This window comes from Rhodococcus sp. S3 (assembly GCF_058211795.1).
The window spans coordinates 1689752-1704825 of the sequence record NZ_CM177074.1; the positions used below are offsets into that span (position 1 = coordinate 1689752).

10 protein-coding genes are annotated in these 15074 nt (G+C 69.9%); 5 read left to right on the plus strand and 5 right to left on the minus strand.

Annotated elements, in window-relative coordinates:
• Positions 1–188: 188 nt before the first annotated feature.
• Positions 189–1613 carry an aldehyde dehydrogenase family protein gene (locus AC0LPE_RS07905; protein ID WP_490605990.1) on the plus strand — a complete coding sequence of 475 codons (1425 nt, stop codon included), beginning with the start codon at positions 189–191 and terminating at the stop codon, positions 1611–1613.
• Between the two features lie 78 nt (positions 1614–1691).
• Here the strand turns inward: AC0LPE_RS07905 and AC0LPE_RS07910 are convergent, their stop codons facing one another.
• Together AC0LPE_RS07910 and AC0LPE_RS07915 are read right to left on the minus strand one after the other, a co-directional pair.
• Positions 1692–2489 (minus strand): SDR family NAD(P)-dependent oxidoreductase, encoded by a 798-nt coding sequence (locus AC0LPE_RS07910; RefSeq protein WP_060654350.1) that lies wholly within the window; start codon positions 2487–2489, stop codon positions 1692–1694.
• 155 nt (positions 2490–2644) lie between these two features.
• Complete coding sequence (locus AC0LPE_RS07915) at positions 2645–2941, minus strand: chorismate mutase (RefSeq protein ID WP_085469565.1); 297 nt, start codon at positions 2939–2941, stop codon at positions 2645–2647.
• Positions 2942–3260: 319 nt separating this feature from the next.
• On the opposite strand from AC0LPE_RS07915, the gene AC0LPE_RS07920 reads away from it, so the two are divergent.
• Positions 3261–4208: a hypothetical protein gene (locus AC0LPE_RS07920; RefSeq protein WP_160876199.1), complete on the plus strand. Its 948-nt coding sequence runs from the start codon at positions 3261–3263 to the stop codon at positions 4206–4208.
• Between the two features lie 192 nt (positions 4209–4400).
• Positions 4401–5585 carry a thiolase family protein gene (locus AC0LPE_RS07925; RefSeq protein ID WP_490605991.1) on the plus strand — a complete coding sequence of 395 codons (1185 nt, stop codon included), beginning with the start codon at positions 4401–4403 and terminating at the stop codon, positions 5583–5585.
• Positions 5586–5662: 77 nt separating this feature from the next.
• Here AC0LPE_RS07925 and AC0LPE_RS07930 read toward each other — a convergent pair whose 3' ends face one another.
• Genes AC0LPE_RS07930 through AC0LPE_RS07940 form a run of 3 tightly spaced genes read right to left on the minus strand, consistent with a single transcriptional unit; the run spans position 5663 to position 12575 of the window.
• Positions 5663–9892 carry a TIGR02680 family protein gene (locus AC0LPE_RS07930; RefSeq protein WP_490605992.1) on the minus strand — a complete coding sequence of 1410 codons (4230 nt, stop codon included), beginning with the start codon at positions 9890–9892 and terminating at the stop codon, positions 5663–5665.
• A complete protein-coding gene (locus AC0LPE_RS07935; RefSeq protein WP_490605993.1) occupies positions 9889–11019 on the minus strand; it encodes a TIGR02678 family protein in 1131 nt (376 codons plus the stop codon). Before AC0LPE_RS07935 ends, AC0LPE_RS07930 begins: the two co-directional genes overlap by 4 nt.
• Entirely contained in the window at positions 11016–12575 is a 1560-nt protein-coding gene (locus AC0LPE_RS07940; protein WP_088898723.1) for a DUF2397 domain-containing protein, read from the minus strand. Before AC0LPE_RS07940 ends, AC0LPE_RS07935 begins: the two co-directional genes overlap by 4 nt.
• Before the next feature lie 173 nt (positions 12576–12748).
• On the opposite strand from AC0LPE_RS07940, the gene AC0LPE_RS07945 reads away from it, so the two are divergent.
• Together AC0LPE_RS07945 and AC0LPE_RS07950 are read left to right on the plus strand one after the other, a co-directional pair.
• Positions 12749–13237 (plus strand): MarR family winged helix-turn-helix transcriptional regulator, encoded by a 489-nt coding sequence (locus AC0LPE_RS07945; RefSeq protein ID WP_016694262.1) that lies wholly within the window; start codon positions 12749–12751, stop codon positions 13235–13237.
• Entirely contained in the window at positions 13230–15020 is a 1791-nt protein-coding gene (locus tag AC0LPE_RS07950) for an AMP-dependent synthetase/ligase (RefSeq protein ID WP_490605994.1), read from the plus strand. The genes AC0LPE_RS07945 and AC0LPE_RS07950 overlap by 8 nt, the downstream gene beginning before the upstream one ends.
• Positions 15021–15074: the final 54 nt, after the last annotated feature.

Consider the following 15074-nt stretch of genomic DNA (forward strand, 5'->3'; position numbering starts at 1 on the left):
GAATGCGCCGTGCGTTGCGACGGTGGAGCGCGCGAGCAGCAATCGCCAGTGTAGCGCACGTGTTAACTCCGATGACGGCGGGATACATCACAACCCGCCGGGAGTAAACGCTGTATTGCGGGAGGGGTCTTCGCTACGCTCGCGCCCAACGGCGTCGACAGGCCGGCCTACGAGCAGGGGAGAGCGATATGACCGACATTCTCGACCGTACGCAGATCTACATCGACGGACAGTGGGTGGACTCCGACGGCAGCGGCCGCATCGAGGTCGTGAACCCGACGACCGAAGAGGTCGTCGCCGTGGTCGCCGAGGGTGTCGCCTCCGATGTCGATCGGGCGGTCGCCGCAGCCAAGGCCGCCTTCCCGGCCTGGTCCGCGCTCAGTGGTGCGGCGCGCGCCGCCTACCTGGAGAAGGTCTCCTCGCTGGCGAACGAGCGCGCCGACGAGCTCACGCGGGTCGTCTCGCAGGACATGGGGATGCCCGCCCACTTCGCACGTGCCATCCAGGTCGGGATGCCGCTGAAGAACATCGCGAGCTATGCGTCGCTGGCCGGGACGTACGACTTCGACGACCAGGAGATCGGCAACGCCCTCGTCGTACGCGAACCCATCGGGGTCGTCGGGGCGATCACCCCGTGGAACTACCCGCTGCACCAGGTGGTGCTGAAGGTCTTCGCCGCGCTCGCCGCCGGGTGCACCGTGGTGCTCAAGCCCACCGAGGTCGCCCCGCTGGTGACCTACGCGCTCGTCGACATCGTCGACGAGGCCGGCCTGCCGCCGGGCGTGTTCAACCTCGTCAGCGGCTACGGGCCGGTCGTCGGCGAGGCCATCGCCGCGCACCCCGACGTCGACATGGTGTCGTTCACGGGCTCGACGCGCGCCGGCAAGCGTGTCTCGGTCGTCGCTGCGGAAACGGTGAAGAAGGTCGCGCTCGAACTCGGTGGCAAGTCGGCCAACATCATCCTCGACGACGCCGACCTCACCGCCGCCGTCACCGAGGGTGTCGGCAAGTGCTTCCTCAACTCCGGCCAGACCTGCACCGCGCTGACCCGCATGCTCGTCCCCGCCGACCGTCTGGCGGAGGCCACCGCCATCGCCGAGCAGGTCGCGCGGGCCTACACCGTCGGGCTGCCCGACGATCCGTCGTCGAAGCTCGGTCCGCTCGTCAGCGGAACGCAGCAGAAACGTGTGAAGGCGTACATCGACAAGGGTGTCGAGGAGGGTGCCGAACTGGTGCTCGACGGGCGCGAAACCGAGTTCACCACCGGTTACTTCGTGGGCCCGACCGTGTTCACGAACGTCGCGCCGGAGATGACGATCGCCCGCGAGGAGATCTTCGGGCCGGTGCTGTCGATCATCGGATACCAGGACGAGGACGACGCGGTGCGCATCGCCAACGACAGCGAGTACGGCCTGTCCGGCGGGGTGTGGTCGGCCGATCCGGCGCGAGCGGAGGCCGTGGCCCGCCGTATGCGCACCGGCCAGGTCTACATCAACGGTGGCGCCTTCAACACCGACGCACCCTTCGGTGGTTACAAGCAGTCGGGTATCGGACGCGAGGCCGGTGTCTTCGGGCTCGAGGAGTTCCTGGAGATCAAGACGATACTGCGCTGACGGAGGACGTATGCGGCACCGGTCGGGGTTTCCCGGCCGGTGCCGCATCGTTTCGGGGGTGGCGTTTCGGGAGCTTGCTCAGTAGTAGACCGCGCCGGGCACGCCACCGCCCACGGCGATCGCGTCGCCGGTGATGCCGATGCTGCGCGGGCTCGCGAGGAACGCGACGACATCGGCGACCTCGCTCGCGTCGATGAGGCGGTTCACGGAGTTCTTCGCGATCTGCTGTTCGAGTTCGGCTACCGGCGTGCCGGTCTCGGCCGACTCCTCGGCCAGCCGTGCCGCCAGCCGCTCGGTGCGGGTCCGGCCGGGGTGCACCACGGTGACGTTGATGCCGTGCGGGCCGAGTTCGTCGGCGAGGTTCTTCGTCACAGCGGCGACGCTGACGTTCCGGACCGTCTGGGCGATGGAGTTCGCGCTGCGTGCGCCGAGACCGCTGATGTTGATGATCCGGCCCCAGCCCTGCTCGATCAGGTAGGGGGCGACGGCCCGTGCGGTGCGCAGGCAGCCGAGGACCTTGATCTCGACCTCGTTGCGCACGACGTCGTCGGTGGTCGCGGCGAAGTCCGTCGGCTTGTTGGCGCTCCAGGGAGTGGCGGCGGAGTTGACGAGGATGTCGACCCCGCCGAGTTCGGCGACGGCCCGCGCGACCAGCGCGTCGACCGAGGCCTGGTCGCCGGTGTCGGTGGGCACGGGAACGATTCGTCGCCCGGTCTCCTCCGAGAGGGTCTTCGCTGCGATGTCGAGATCGGCCGCGGTACGGGCCGCGATCACCACGTCGGCGCCTTCGGTGGCCAGTGCCCGCGCGATGGCATAGCCGATGCCGCGGCTACCGCCGGTGACGATGGCCCTCTTCGCGGTGAGTCCGAGATCCATGCTGCTCCTGTCCGTTCTTCGGGGATGTCCCGACGGTATGCCGACTTGGGAGCGGGCGGCCACGTTTGCGACCGGGGTGATGCGAATCGGTGGACGGCCCCGGGTACGGCGACGGCCCCCGCACCGTGTGGTGCGGGGGCCGTCGGTTGTAGGTCTCAGGCCTTGCGGGTGCGGCCGAGGCGCAGCAGCGTCATCGCGAGCGTGCTGCCGTCGGTGCCGAGTTCGGCGAAGCGTCCCAGGACGGCCATTTCCTCGGCCTGTGCTTCGCGGCTCGCGTCGGTGCCCTTCGCGGATGCTCCGGCGCGCTGAACGAGCTCCGAACGCCGCTTGATCACCGCGAGCAGCTGAGCGTCGAGCTCCTTGATCTGCTCGAACAGCTCCCCGAGCTCTGCCTCGGCCGACGAAGCTTCGCCGACGGACGCGATGCCAGGCGAATCAAGCTGGACAGTCATGCAGACTCCTCCGGTCTCGTCTGAATCGTCACAGATTGTGTCGTGCTCACGCCTATAGGTGTTACCGACACGTAGGGAAAAATTCTCGCGAGACTCTCCCATACGCGTCCTGTCCCTTCAGAAACGGCCGTGACCTGGTTCAACACTCTGATGACCGAGGGGTATGTTAATTGTCACACCGACCGGTGCCAACTCGTGTGCCCGTCGGTGACATCGCGCCCGAAGGGTCCGCATCGGGTCCGCCGCTCGAGGTAGCGTTCCGGCCGACCGGCAGGGTCGAGGACGTCGGGGCTCCTCGGTACGCCGGGAGGGGAGACCGATGCGACGACCAGTTGTCCCGTGGGGTGGGCGCGGCACGGAGGCTGCGACTTCCGACACCGATGCGACGTCCGACACCGAACCGACGTCCGACACCGAACCGCCGAGCGAATGGCAGCACGGCACGCGCAATCTGCACGTGTACGCAGCGGCCGGCGCGGCGGTGCTCGTGGCGGTCTTCGCCGCGGCCCGCGGAGCGGGGGCGTGGAGCACCGGTTCGGTGGGTGCCGACCGCTTCTATTCGATCCTGGCGCTGCTGATGCTGCTGACGGCGGCCTTCGGCGCCACCTTCTGGTGGCCTGCCGGATCCGGGGGTCGGCGACCGCCGTCGTCGCCACCGAGCCGCACACCGCGGGTTCGGTACCTCGAGACGGCCGGTCGCGGCGGTACCGAGATCGGGGGCCGCCGTCCCGTCTTCGGTCTGCTGCTCGCGATGGTGCTGTGTGGGACGTTCCTCTCGCTCGGCGCCGCCGTGGAGATCGTGGTCGGGAACGAGGGGCTACCCCTCGTGGCGCTGGTGCTGGCGCTCGTCGCCGGGGTGTGCCTGGCCTTCCTCGTGGAGGTGGCACTCGGGCGCATCCGGGCCGGTTCGCTCGTTCTCGGACCGGACGGGATCAGGTTGCGCGGCTGGTTCGTGGAGTCCTACCTGCCGTGGGTCTCGGTGCGGGGTCTCCGTGCGGTCGACCGGGGGTTCCCGGAGATCTGGATCGAGGGGCACGGGTCGGCGGCGTGGGCGCGTCGACGCACGAGTCGGGTGTTCCTCTTGGAGCGCCTGCCGCCCGAACCCCGGATCGAGGTGGACTCACGGCATCTGGCTGTCGATCCCGTGCAGTTGTACCGCTTCCTCGAGTTCTATGTGGAGCATCCTCGCCACCGCCGTGAACTGGGCACACCGGCGGCTGCGGAACGTCTCGCGGAGGGTCCTCCGTTCACGGTCGACGACGAGTGAAAATGGCGTAGTCGGTATTGTAGAATGGCATTTCCGTTCCCGTTCCTGAAACGTGTGTTCGGGCCATCGCGATCGCGGCACTCGGTGCCGTAGCATCGAGTCAGACGCTTCGGGAGGACGCCTTCCCGAAGATCCGTGCGCTCGGCGGTGCCGGCGCGTGGACCCCAGGTGTTCGACCAGATTGGACGAGAAATGACCGCTCCGGAACGCATCGTCATCGTCGACGGCGCACGCACCCCCGTCGGCAGCTTCGGCGGCGCACTCAAGGACGTACCCGCGCACGAACTCGGCGCCACCGCCGTACGCGAGGCGCTGCAGCGCTCGGGTGTCGCAGGTGAGGACATCGACGAGGTCGTCATGGGCTGCATCGGTCAGGTCGGTGCCGACGCCTACAACGCCCGTCGTGTCACCCTCGCCGCCGGACTTCCCGTCTCCACCCCGGCCCTGACCGTCAACCGCCTGTGCGGCTCGGGTCTGCAGGCCGTGTGGTCCGCGGCGCAGGAGATCCGTTGGGGTGCCGCCGAGATCACCGTCGCCGGTGGCGACGAGAGCATGTCGCGCATGCCGTTCTACGACTTCGGTGCCCGCAGCGGTTACAAGCTCGGCAACCGCGAACTCGTCGACGGCACCGTCGGCATGCTCACCGACCCGTTCAGCGGACAGCACATGGGTGTCACGGCCGAGAACGTCGCCCGCGAGTACGGTGTCAGCCGCGAGCAGCAGGACGAGTTCGCTCTCGAATCGCAGCGCCGCGCCGCCACCGACGCCGCGAAGGCGGCCTTCGCCGAGGAGATCACCCCGGTCGAGATCGGTGGCCGCAAGCCCGTCACCGTCACCGAGGACGAGCACCCCAAGCCCGACACCACCCTCGAGGTGCTCGGCAAGCTGCGCTCGGCGTTCATCAAGGACGGCACCGTCACCGCCGGTAACGCCTCCGGCATCAACGACGGCGCTGCTGCGCTCGTCCTGGCCCGCGAGTCGGTCGCCCGCGAACGCGGCCTCGGTGCCTCCGTCGTACTCGAGTCGGTGGTCACCGCGGCGATGGAGCCCGAGCTGATGGGCTACGCCCCGACCCTCGCGCTGGCGAAGCTGTTCGAGCAGAACGGCCTGACGCCGGCCGACATCGACACCGTCGAGCTCAACGAGGCCTTCGCCTCGCAGGCCCTCGCGGTGGCGCGCGACGCCAAGCTCGACCCGGAGAAGACCAACCCCTACGGCGGTGCGATCGCCCTGGGCCACCCGGTCGGCGCGACCGGCGCGATCCTGACGCTGCGCGTCGCCAAGGACCTGATCCGCCGCGATCTCGAACTCGGCGTCGTCACCATGTGCATCGGTGGCGGACAGGCACTCGCCGCGCTGCTGCGCCGCGTGTCCTGATCCGGGCAGGTTTCGAAGGCCTGACAGTGGCGGGAGCGATACGTATCGCTCCCGCCACTGTCATGTCTGCAGCTCGGTCATGTCTGCAGCTCGGTGAGCGGGCGGAGTTGCCGGACGCGGCCGTCCCAGTGCACGCGGGTCGTCACGGCCGCGCCGTCGGCGAGTCGCCGGACCTCGTAGACGTCGAGCTCGGGCACCTCGGGCACACAGCCCCACAGTGCGTGCCCGGTCATGACGAAGTCGATGTCCTGCCGCACGAGCAGGCCCATGAGTTCACCGATCGTCGGGTCGTCGATCTTGGCGAACGCGTCGTCGAGCAGCACGAGCCGCAGTGCGGTGCCGGTGTCGGGGAGGCCGGAGAGATAACCGTCCGCCGCCGCGAACAGCGTCACGTACGACACGAACCGGGTCTCACCCTGGGATATCTTGGCGCGCGCGGAGATCCGTCTCTCCCGGCCCGGTTCGGGGTCGAGGATGGTGACCTCGACCTCGTGCCAGCGCCGGTAGTCCAGTGCCTGCGACAGGTGCTGCGCGTAGCCGGCGGACGGATCGGCGGCGTGAGCGGATTCCACCCGGCGCCGCAGCATCCCGACCAGGTCGGATGCATCTCCGGGTGACCGTTCGGGGGCGGTGAGCAGCTGCGTCAACCGCGCCGCGTCGGCGTCCTCGCCACCGGGACGCCACTCGATCCGCACGCCGATCCCGTGCGTTGTGCGGCTGTCGGCGAGACTGTCGTTCATCGCGGCGATCACCTGTCGTGCCCGCTCGATCCGGCGGCGCAGTTCGTCGGCCACACCGCCGAGCACGAATCCCGTGAACACATCGTGTTCGCGTTGCGACAGTGCGCGCCGGCCGTCCTCGACCTGCCGGGTCAGAGCGGCGCAGACACCCGCGGGCGTGGCGTCGTCGCCCGCTCCGGCGATCCGGACGCGATGGGCGCCGTGCGTCACCGTGTGCTCGATGTCGAACCGGGTCGTGATGTCGCGGTCGAACTGCTGCAGCGCGACCAGCATCGCGTTCTCGTCGACTCCCGTGCGCGGCGGCAACGCGGCCAGCAGGGTGCGGGTGACCGAGAGCACGTGATCCGGATCCTCGAGGTGGACCGGAGGCAGAAGCGTCCGGGCAGACGCGGTGGAGTCCTCTCCCGGATCCTCCTCGAGCGCGGCGCGCAGTTCGGGGAGCTGCAGGTGAGCGGCGAGCAGTTCGGCGGCCGCGGCGAGTTCGCGACGGTCGCGGTCGAGCCGTTCGCGTGCGGCAGCGCATCGCTGCAGCACCTCGGCGACGGCCCGGCCCAGATGGTCGCGGTGGGCGACCGTGCGCCGGAACTGTTCGTCGGCGCGTGCCCGTTCGGCTTCCGAGTCGCGCAGTTCCCGCGCCAGGTCGGCGGCGTCGACGTCGACAGCGGCGGTCTGGGCAGCGACCACCGCGGCCTTCGCGTGCCATTCGTAGCGGCACGATTCGGCGATCTCCTCCGCGTCGACCCGTTCGACAGTGGCCTGCGCATACCGCTCGGTGGCATCCGTGAACCTGGCGTGGGCGGCGAGGACGTCACCGAGATCGCGTGCCAGCTCGGTGCACAGCGTGTCGGCGGACGCACATCCGGCGACCAGCGCCTCCAGTTCTGGAACGTCGCAGGGCACGCCGAAGTGCTCGCACGCCGTGCGGTGGGCGTCGAGCTCGGCGGTCCAGCGAGCACGCAGCGTCGTCGCCCGCTCGCGCAGTTCCACCGCGGTGTTCGCCGCGGACCGCACATGCGCGTACGCGTGCCGACGTCGTTCGAGCGCGGCGCGCAGGGCGTGCGAGGTCGGCGCGGTCGACAGGTGCGCGTCGATCTCCGCCCGCCGGTGCGCCGCGTCGGGATAGTCGACGCGCAGCTGTTCCACCGCCAGGTCGATCCGGGTGAGTTCGGCGCGGATCTCGTCGAGACGCACCCGCCGTGCCGCGGTCGCGGCCTCCCTGGCAGGCCCGCCGATGCAGTGCGGGGTCTCGGCGGTGTGGCGCCCACGCAGAACGCCGTTGTGCCAGCGGCCGTCCCGCGAGACCGAAGCCACCGCGGTGGCGTCCTCGAATCCGATCGTGTTGAGGACCGCCTCGATCGCCGGGCGCGGCACGTCGGCCTCGGGGTCCGGGCGCAGGACCGTCGACAGGGACTGCGCCGGTGGTTCGCCGCGCGGCGAGACGAGGACCTGGCCGCCCAGCGCACGCAAGCGACCCTCGCCGTCGACCGTGGCGGTGAGGAAACCCGCGGAGAGCAACGCAGCCTCGATCCCGGCACGGTCGTCGTCCCCGAGCGTGTCGACGAACTCGACCGCCCGCCACAGGGGGACACCGTCGGTGCGCACGTGCCAGGGTGCCTGTTCGGGTCCCTCACCGATCGCGTCGAGTGCCGCCTGTTCCCGGACGAGATCCTCGCGCATGGTCCGCGCCTCACGTTCCCGGCGCTCGCGCTCGGCCGGGGCGCCGGCGAGGTCGCTCAGAGCGGACCGAGCGGCAGCGGCGGGCAGCGAATCAAGCTCGGCGAGCGTCGAATCGAGATCGACGCCCTCGGAGTCCGTCTCGGTGGGGCCGGCGGGGGAGGAGTCGATCAGTGCGTCGAGTCGCGTGGACAGTCCGCGCATCAGGACGACCCGATCCCGCTCGAGTTCCGGCAGCAGAGCCGTCGTGCGGTCGGCGGTGATCCACTCGCGCCACCGGTGCTGCAGACCCGCAGCGGCCGCACCGACACCGGCATCCGTCTCGGCGGCATCGACGGCACGCTGCTCGGCATCGCGGGCCGCGCGGTCGGCCGCCGCCTCGGCTTCCCGGACAGCGTGCGCGGCAGCGTCGAGACGACGCGCCTCGAGCAGTCTCCGGCCCGCCTGATCTCGACGGCGACTGGTCGCCTCGGCGGCACGCAGGACCGCATCACGGACCTCGTCGACGTGTCCGGCGTCGAGGAGGACCGTCGCGACGACCGGCCGCACCACCTGCTCGGTGGTGTCGTCGATGCCGGTGCGCACGGATTCGAGCACAGCGGGTGGACGGTCGACGGAGAAGTGCAGCGTGGTCGGCACGGTGTCGTGCGGAAGACCCACCGACAGCAGGTCGCGGCCTGCCGTCGCAAGCCGTCGCGCGGCACGCGTGACCGAACAGGACAGTTCGTCGAGGGCGCGGGCCGCATGGTCGGCGTCGCGCCGTTCGTGCAGGCGGCTGCGATCGGCGGCAGCGGCCGCGTGCTCGGCGGCGCGGCGGAGCGCATCGACGGAGAGCCGGCGCTGCGCGAGATCGTCCGCGGACCGGAACACCTGGTGGGTCTCGAGTCCGCGGATCGCGCGGTCGAGTTCGGCGACCTGGTCGCGGCGCTCCTTCAGGCGGGTGTCCGCCGCGGCGGCCTGCGTGTCGAGGTCGGCCGCCTCGGCTTCCGCGGAGGTGAGTGCGCGTCGCGTCTCGACGACCCGCTGCGCGAGGTCGCGGGCGGTCTCGGCGTCGGCGCGCAGCAGATCCGCCGCGTACTTCCGGTACACCTCGTGGAAACGCAGAACATGTGCGTGCGCCGCTTCGAGACGGACCTGCTCCTGGCGGGTGTCACCGAGCAGGTCGAGACGGCCTCCCGCTTCGGCGAGCATGTTCTCGGTCAGCGGTGGAAGCGCGTCCGACAGGATCTGTGGGAGGCGGCCCTCGTCGATGCGGTGGCCGACATCGGGTGAGCGCAGGGTGTGCAGCAGTTGCAGCAGGCCGTCGTAGCGTTCGCTTCCGGCCTCCCCGTGCAGCCCGAACACCAGCCTCCGCACGGCCTCGCGATGCCGCTCCGGATCACGGGTGAGGTTGTCGGTACCGACGAGCTCGGCGAGTCGCTCCCGCGAGAGCGGGATACGGGCGTCGTCGACGAGGTGCAGGTCGGTGCCGACACGGAGGGGTGTCGTGAAGAAGTGCACGTCGCTGCGACGGGCGTCGGCGCGGTGCCGGATCTGTGCTCCGACGGTGAGATGTCCGCTGGGGCGCGCCAGTTCGAGCCACAGATATCCGACACGGTCGGTGGTGTCCGACGCCCCGGTGCGCATGAGTTCGTCCAGATCGACCTTCGCGGCGCCCGTCGCGTCCATGCGCCTGCGGTCGGCGTCGAGCAGGAAGGGCAGCAACATCTCGAGGGCGCGGGACTTCCCCGATCCGTTGGTGCCGCGCAGAATCATCCGCCCACCGGACAGGACGAACTCGACGTCCAGGTAGTGCCAGACGTTCACGATGCCGGCGCGGTGGAGACGCCAGCGATCCGGGAAACGGGGTGGAGGAATCTCGTCGAGGGCGGAGGGATCGGACGAGTGGGTCATCGACACGTGCTTTCGGCGGGGACGGGGCGGTAGCGGGCGGCGGGTGCGGTCAGTTCGAATCCGTTCTCGTGCGGGCGCGCCAGCCCGAGCCGGACGAGCAGTGCGACCACGTCCCGGCGCAGGAGTGCGAGATCGCGGACGTAGATGCTCTTCCAGGTGCGGGAACGTGCGGCGGCGAGGTCGGCGAGAACCGAGTCGAGCGTGTGGACGTCGACGTGCAGCGTGGTCGCCGCCGAGGCACCGAGCTGCTCGGTGAGTTCGGTCAGGAGCAGCAGGCAGGCGTGCTTCAGGGTGCCGGACCCCGGGAACGCCTCGTCGGTGAGCATGCCGGCCGGGTCGTACGCGAGCGCACCCTCGGTACGCACCTCGAGCACAAGACCGAAGTCGTCCTCCAGCATCCGGGCGAGCTCGTGCCGGTCGCGGGCGAGGATTGCCGCCGCCTCGTCGTCCAGTTCGTCACGCGCGACGAACGGATCCTCGACGAGCCTGCGGTACAGGCGGCGGGCGGCGGGTTCGTGCTCGTGACGTGCGAGTGCCGCTGCAGGACCGGGCATCTCGTGCAGGGGAGTGTCGAGCAGATGGGGGAGCAGGTCGCGGTGGACGTCGAGATGCGGCTCGTCGCCGCTCGCCTCGTCCCCGCGAGCGGACTCGGTGATCACGCCCCATTCCTCGAGGACGCGCAGGGCCGCGGCGAAGTTCCGCTCCTCGGACACCGGGTCGCCGAACACGATCCCGTTCTCGCGCGCGTCGGCGCGTACCTGCTCGAGAAGGTCGTCGACGGACACCCTCTCGCCGGTCCCGGGTTCGATCAGTGCCGCGCACACCAGCGCGAGACACGCATAGGTGATCGCGCCGAACTCGGAACCGTCGGCGTGGCGGAGAGCACGGTGCGGTGACGTGGGACCGAGCGGTGCCTTGATCAGGCGGGCGAAGGTCGGTTCGACGACGAGCCGGTATCCGAGGCGGTCGGCGAACATCGACTTCAGAGCCGGGGCGTGACACCGAACGAGGTCGAAGGTCTCCCGATCGGTCGCGGCGGTGACGATCGGCTGTTGCAGCAGCGCCCGTGCGGCGTCCCGCCGACCGGAGACGTCGCCGGACACCGCGCTCGCGTACGAGGTGCTCACGGCGCCACCGCACTGTGGTCGAGCGATGTCGTGACCGACATGTGCAGCGAGAAGCCGTGCACGGTGAGATCGCCGTCGGGGGAGTGCACCACGGTGTCGGCGCCGGGCTCCGCCGTCAGCGACAACCCGAGATCGCGATCGTCCACATGCATCGGACCGTCGGTGGTGCGGTGGCCCGCGAGCGCAGCGGCGAGGACGTCGAGCAGGATGTCGCGCGCCTCCGTCGACAGGTCCGCTCCGTGCAGGTCGCCCGCCGCACCCAGTTCGGCGACGGCGTCGGAACGGCGGCGCGACTCGCGCCGGGCGAGTTCGTCGGCCCGGACCCGGCCGGGCAGCGAATCGGGGAGTCGGCCGACGGCCCCGCGGGACGTGTGGTCGCCGCGTTCGCGCAACGACACGGGCACGACGACGGGATCGGCCCGCCACCACGACGTGCCCGCACCCACTCGCGGGTCGGTCTCGTCGGGGCCGAGCAGCAGGTGCCGGCTCGGGAAGGCACCGAAGGTCGCGGCGAACAACCGGTGGGCCTGTTCGTCGGACGATTCGGTGAACCACCGGGCCAGGCGCAGGAGATCTGCGCGGTGCGAGAAGCCCGACGTGCTCGTCGTGATCCGCCGAGTGCGCACGAGCAGCCGGTTCAGCGCCGCCGCCGCTGCCTCGCGCATGCGGCGCGGGCCGGCGTCCTCGGCGTACCACTGCGCCAGTTCGTCCCAGTCGATGCGACGGCGACCGGGCGACCGGCCGGGCACTGTGTTCGTAGGCACGGTGTTCGGCAGGCCGGACTCGCGCAACGCGGCGATCAGGGAGTCCAGACGCGACCTGATCCGGTCGAGCCTGCCGGCGATGAGAGGGGCGAGACGCTCGACGTCCGAACCGATGACGTCGACGTAGTCGAGGAGCAGGTTCTTGGTCTCGGCGTAGTCGTCGACCACCCCGGCGTGTTCGCGCTCGGATGAGTGTCCGAGACGGCCGGAGTGCTCGAGACGCCTCAGGATCTCGGCGAGGTGCGCGTAGAAATCGGCGACGCTGTCGGTGAACGACCGGTGGTGCGAGAACAGGGCGGTGACATGGGCGGCCAGTTCGTCCCGGTCGAGCACGCTCCCGTCGTCCACCAGCAGCTCCTCGATTCGGGCGAGCCCGTCCGCGACACACCGGAGCGACTCGCGTGCCACGCCGCGCACGTCGTCGGAGGTGGAGAGGAGCCTGCCGGTCTCGCGGTGCACCCGCAGCCCGGCGGGTGTCGGCCGGTACCGGGCGAGGCTCTCGGTCGAGGCGGTCTCGGGGGCGCTCCGCCGGTGGGAACCGCCGCCGGTGCCACCGCCGTCGGTTCCGCCGCTCGTGAGCGCGAGATTGCCCCACCGGACCAGGCTGCGGCACCGGGCGGCGACGACCGTGATGTCGAGCGCCACCCCGCGCCGGGCACACGAGACCGCGATATCGTCGGTGGACAGATCGGCGAGCAGGAGGTCGGTGAAGCAGTCCATCACCGCGAGGTACTCGTCCGCTTCGTCGGCGACGAGATGACGGAACAGGTCGCGACCGATGTGTTCGCCCATCCGACCTCTTCTCCCGAGTGCTGACGCCGTACGGACAGACAGGCTAGCCCGGTGAACGCCGAGCGGGGTGGGCGAGTTCACCGGGTGCGCACGGGCTGTGAAGAGACAGACCGGGAATCGGCAGGACACCGCGCGGATTCGTGCCGTGCCTCACTCGCGTTTATAGTTGCCCTGTGCAACACAATCGGCAGGCCCGGCGGCCGTCTGCGGACGGCGTTGCCCGCGTATACGAGGAGTTCGTGCTTCTCGTGCGCTTCCTGACGTCCGGAGCACGAACGCAGGACAGCGGACTCTCACTGGTCCAGCATTCGCTTCTCGGCTTCATCTCCCGAAATCCGGGCTGCCGCGCCACCGACATATCCGAGGTCTTCGGTGTCCACCGCTCGACCGTGTCGCGCCAACTGCGTCACGCCGTCGATGCGGGCTGGGTCGAGGCGGGGACGGGTCCGGCACGTGCCGGACATCCGCTCCGGCTCACCGACCACGGAGCGACAGTTCTCGAAGGTGCGGTCGTGCGTCGTCTCGACGACGTCCGCGCCGGCCTCGAGGGCTGGGACGAGAACGAACTCGAACGCTTCGTGGATCTCCTGCGCCGCTTCCGCGCAGGAATCGATTCCGACGACCGGACTCCCGACCAGAACGATGGAGATTGCAGTGCGTGAGTACTCGACCCCGGCCCCGTTCACCATTGGTGACGACGAATCGGTCGTCCACACGGTGTTCACCCATGCGGAGAAGACTCCGCACCGCGTGATGTACTCCCGGCCGCAGGGTGACGACTGGGTCGCGGTCACTGCGCAGCAGTTCGCCGACCAAGTGAAGGCCGTCGCAAAGGGCCTGATCGCCAACGGTGTGCAGCCCGGCGATCGTGTCGCGCTGCTCTCGGCCACCCGCTACGAGTGGTCGCTGTTCGACTACGCGATCTGGACGGCCGGCGCGGTGTCGGTACCGATCTACGACTCCTCGTCCACCGAGCAGATTCGCTGGATCCTCCAGGACTCCGGGGCCGTCCTCGCTGTCGTCGAAACCGCGCGGCACGAGAAGCTCTTCGTCGACATGCCCGACACCCTCCGTCGCATCCTGCAGATCGAGGACGGCGCGGTGAACACGCTTGCGGCCGATGGTGCCGAGGTCGACGACGCCGAGATCACCACGCGTCTGGCCGGAATCCGTTCCGGCGGCCTGGCTTCCCTCGTCTACACCTCGGGAACCACCGGGCGACCCAAGGGCTGCATGCTCACCCACCGCAACTTCCTCGCCGAGGTCCGGTCCATCCTCACCTCGGACATCGGTATCGTCGCCAAGCCCGGCAACCGCGGCCTGACCTTCCTGCCCCTCGCGCACGTGCTGGCGCGCGCGGTGTCGCTCGCGCTCTTCGAAGCAGGCACGGCGCAGGCCCACTGGGCGGACTTCTCGACCGTCTCCGCGCAGTTCGCCCGGTACTCGCCGAACATCATCCTCGGTGTGCCGCGCGTCTTCGAGAAGGTGCGTGACGCGGCAGCGGGCAAGGCGGCGGCCGGCGGACCGGTCAAGGCGGCGATCTTCGATTTCGCGGAGCGCACCGCCATCGCCTACAGCGAGTCGCTCGACCAGGGCGTCCCCACCCTGACGCTGAAGGCCAAGCGCGCCGTCGCCGACAAGCTGGTCTACTCCAAGCTGCGCGAGGCCATGGGCAACGAGTGCTGGTACGCGATCTCCGGCGGCGGTGCCCTGAGCCCCCGCCTCGGTCACTTCTTCCGCGGCGTCGGCGTACCGATCTACGAGGGCTACGGCCTCACCGAGACCACGGCCGCACACAGCGTGAACACGCCCGGCGCGCAGAAGATCGGCACAGTCGGACGTCCCATGGGCGGGAACTCGGCGCGCATCGCGGACGACGGCGAGATCGAGCTGCGCGGCATGGTCGTCTTCGACGGCTACTGGCGCAACGACGAGGCCACCGAGGGAGCCTTCCACGACGGCTGGTTCCGCACCGGCGACCTCGGCTCGCTCGACGAGGACGGCTACCTGTCCATCACCGGGCGCAAGAAGGACCTCATCATCACCGCCGGCGGCAAGAACGTCTCGCCCGGGCCGATCGAGGACCGCATGCGGTCGCACACCCTCGTCTCCCAGGCCGTCGTCGTCGGCGACGGACGCAGCTTCGTCACAGCCCTGGTGACCGTCGATTCGGACGTCTTCGAGAACTGGAAGACCGAGAACGGAAAGCCCGCCGGCGCGACGATCGCGGACCTGCGCCACGATCCCGCGCTACGCGACGCGGTGCAGACCATCGTCGACGACGCCAACACCCTTGTCTCGCACACCGAGGCGATCAAGAAGTTCGTCATCCTCGACCGCGATCTCACCGAGGAGTCCGGTGAGCTCACACCGACGCTGAAGATCAAGCGCAACGTCGTCACCGAGCGTTTCGCCCACGAGATCGACGCCCTGTACGCGAAGTAACCTCCTAGAGGCGCGTACTCGAGCCGCGGCCGCCGATCCGACATCCGGATCGGC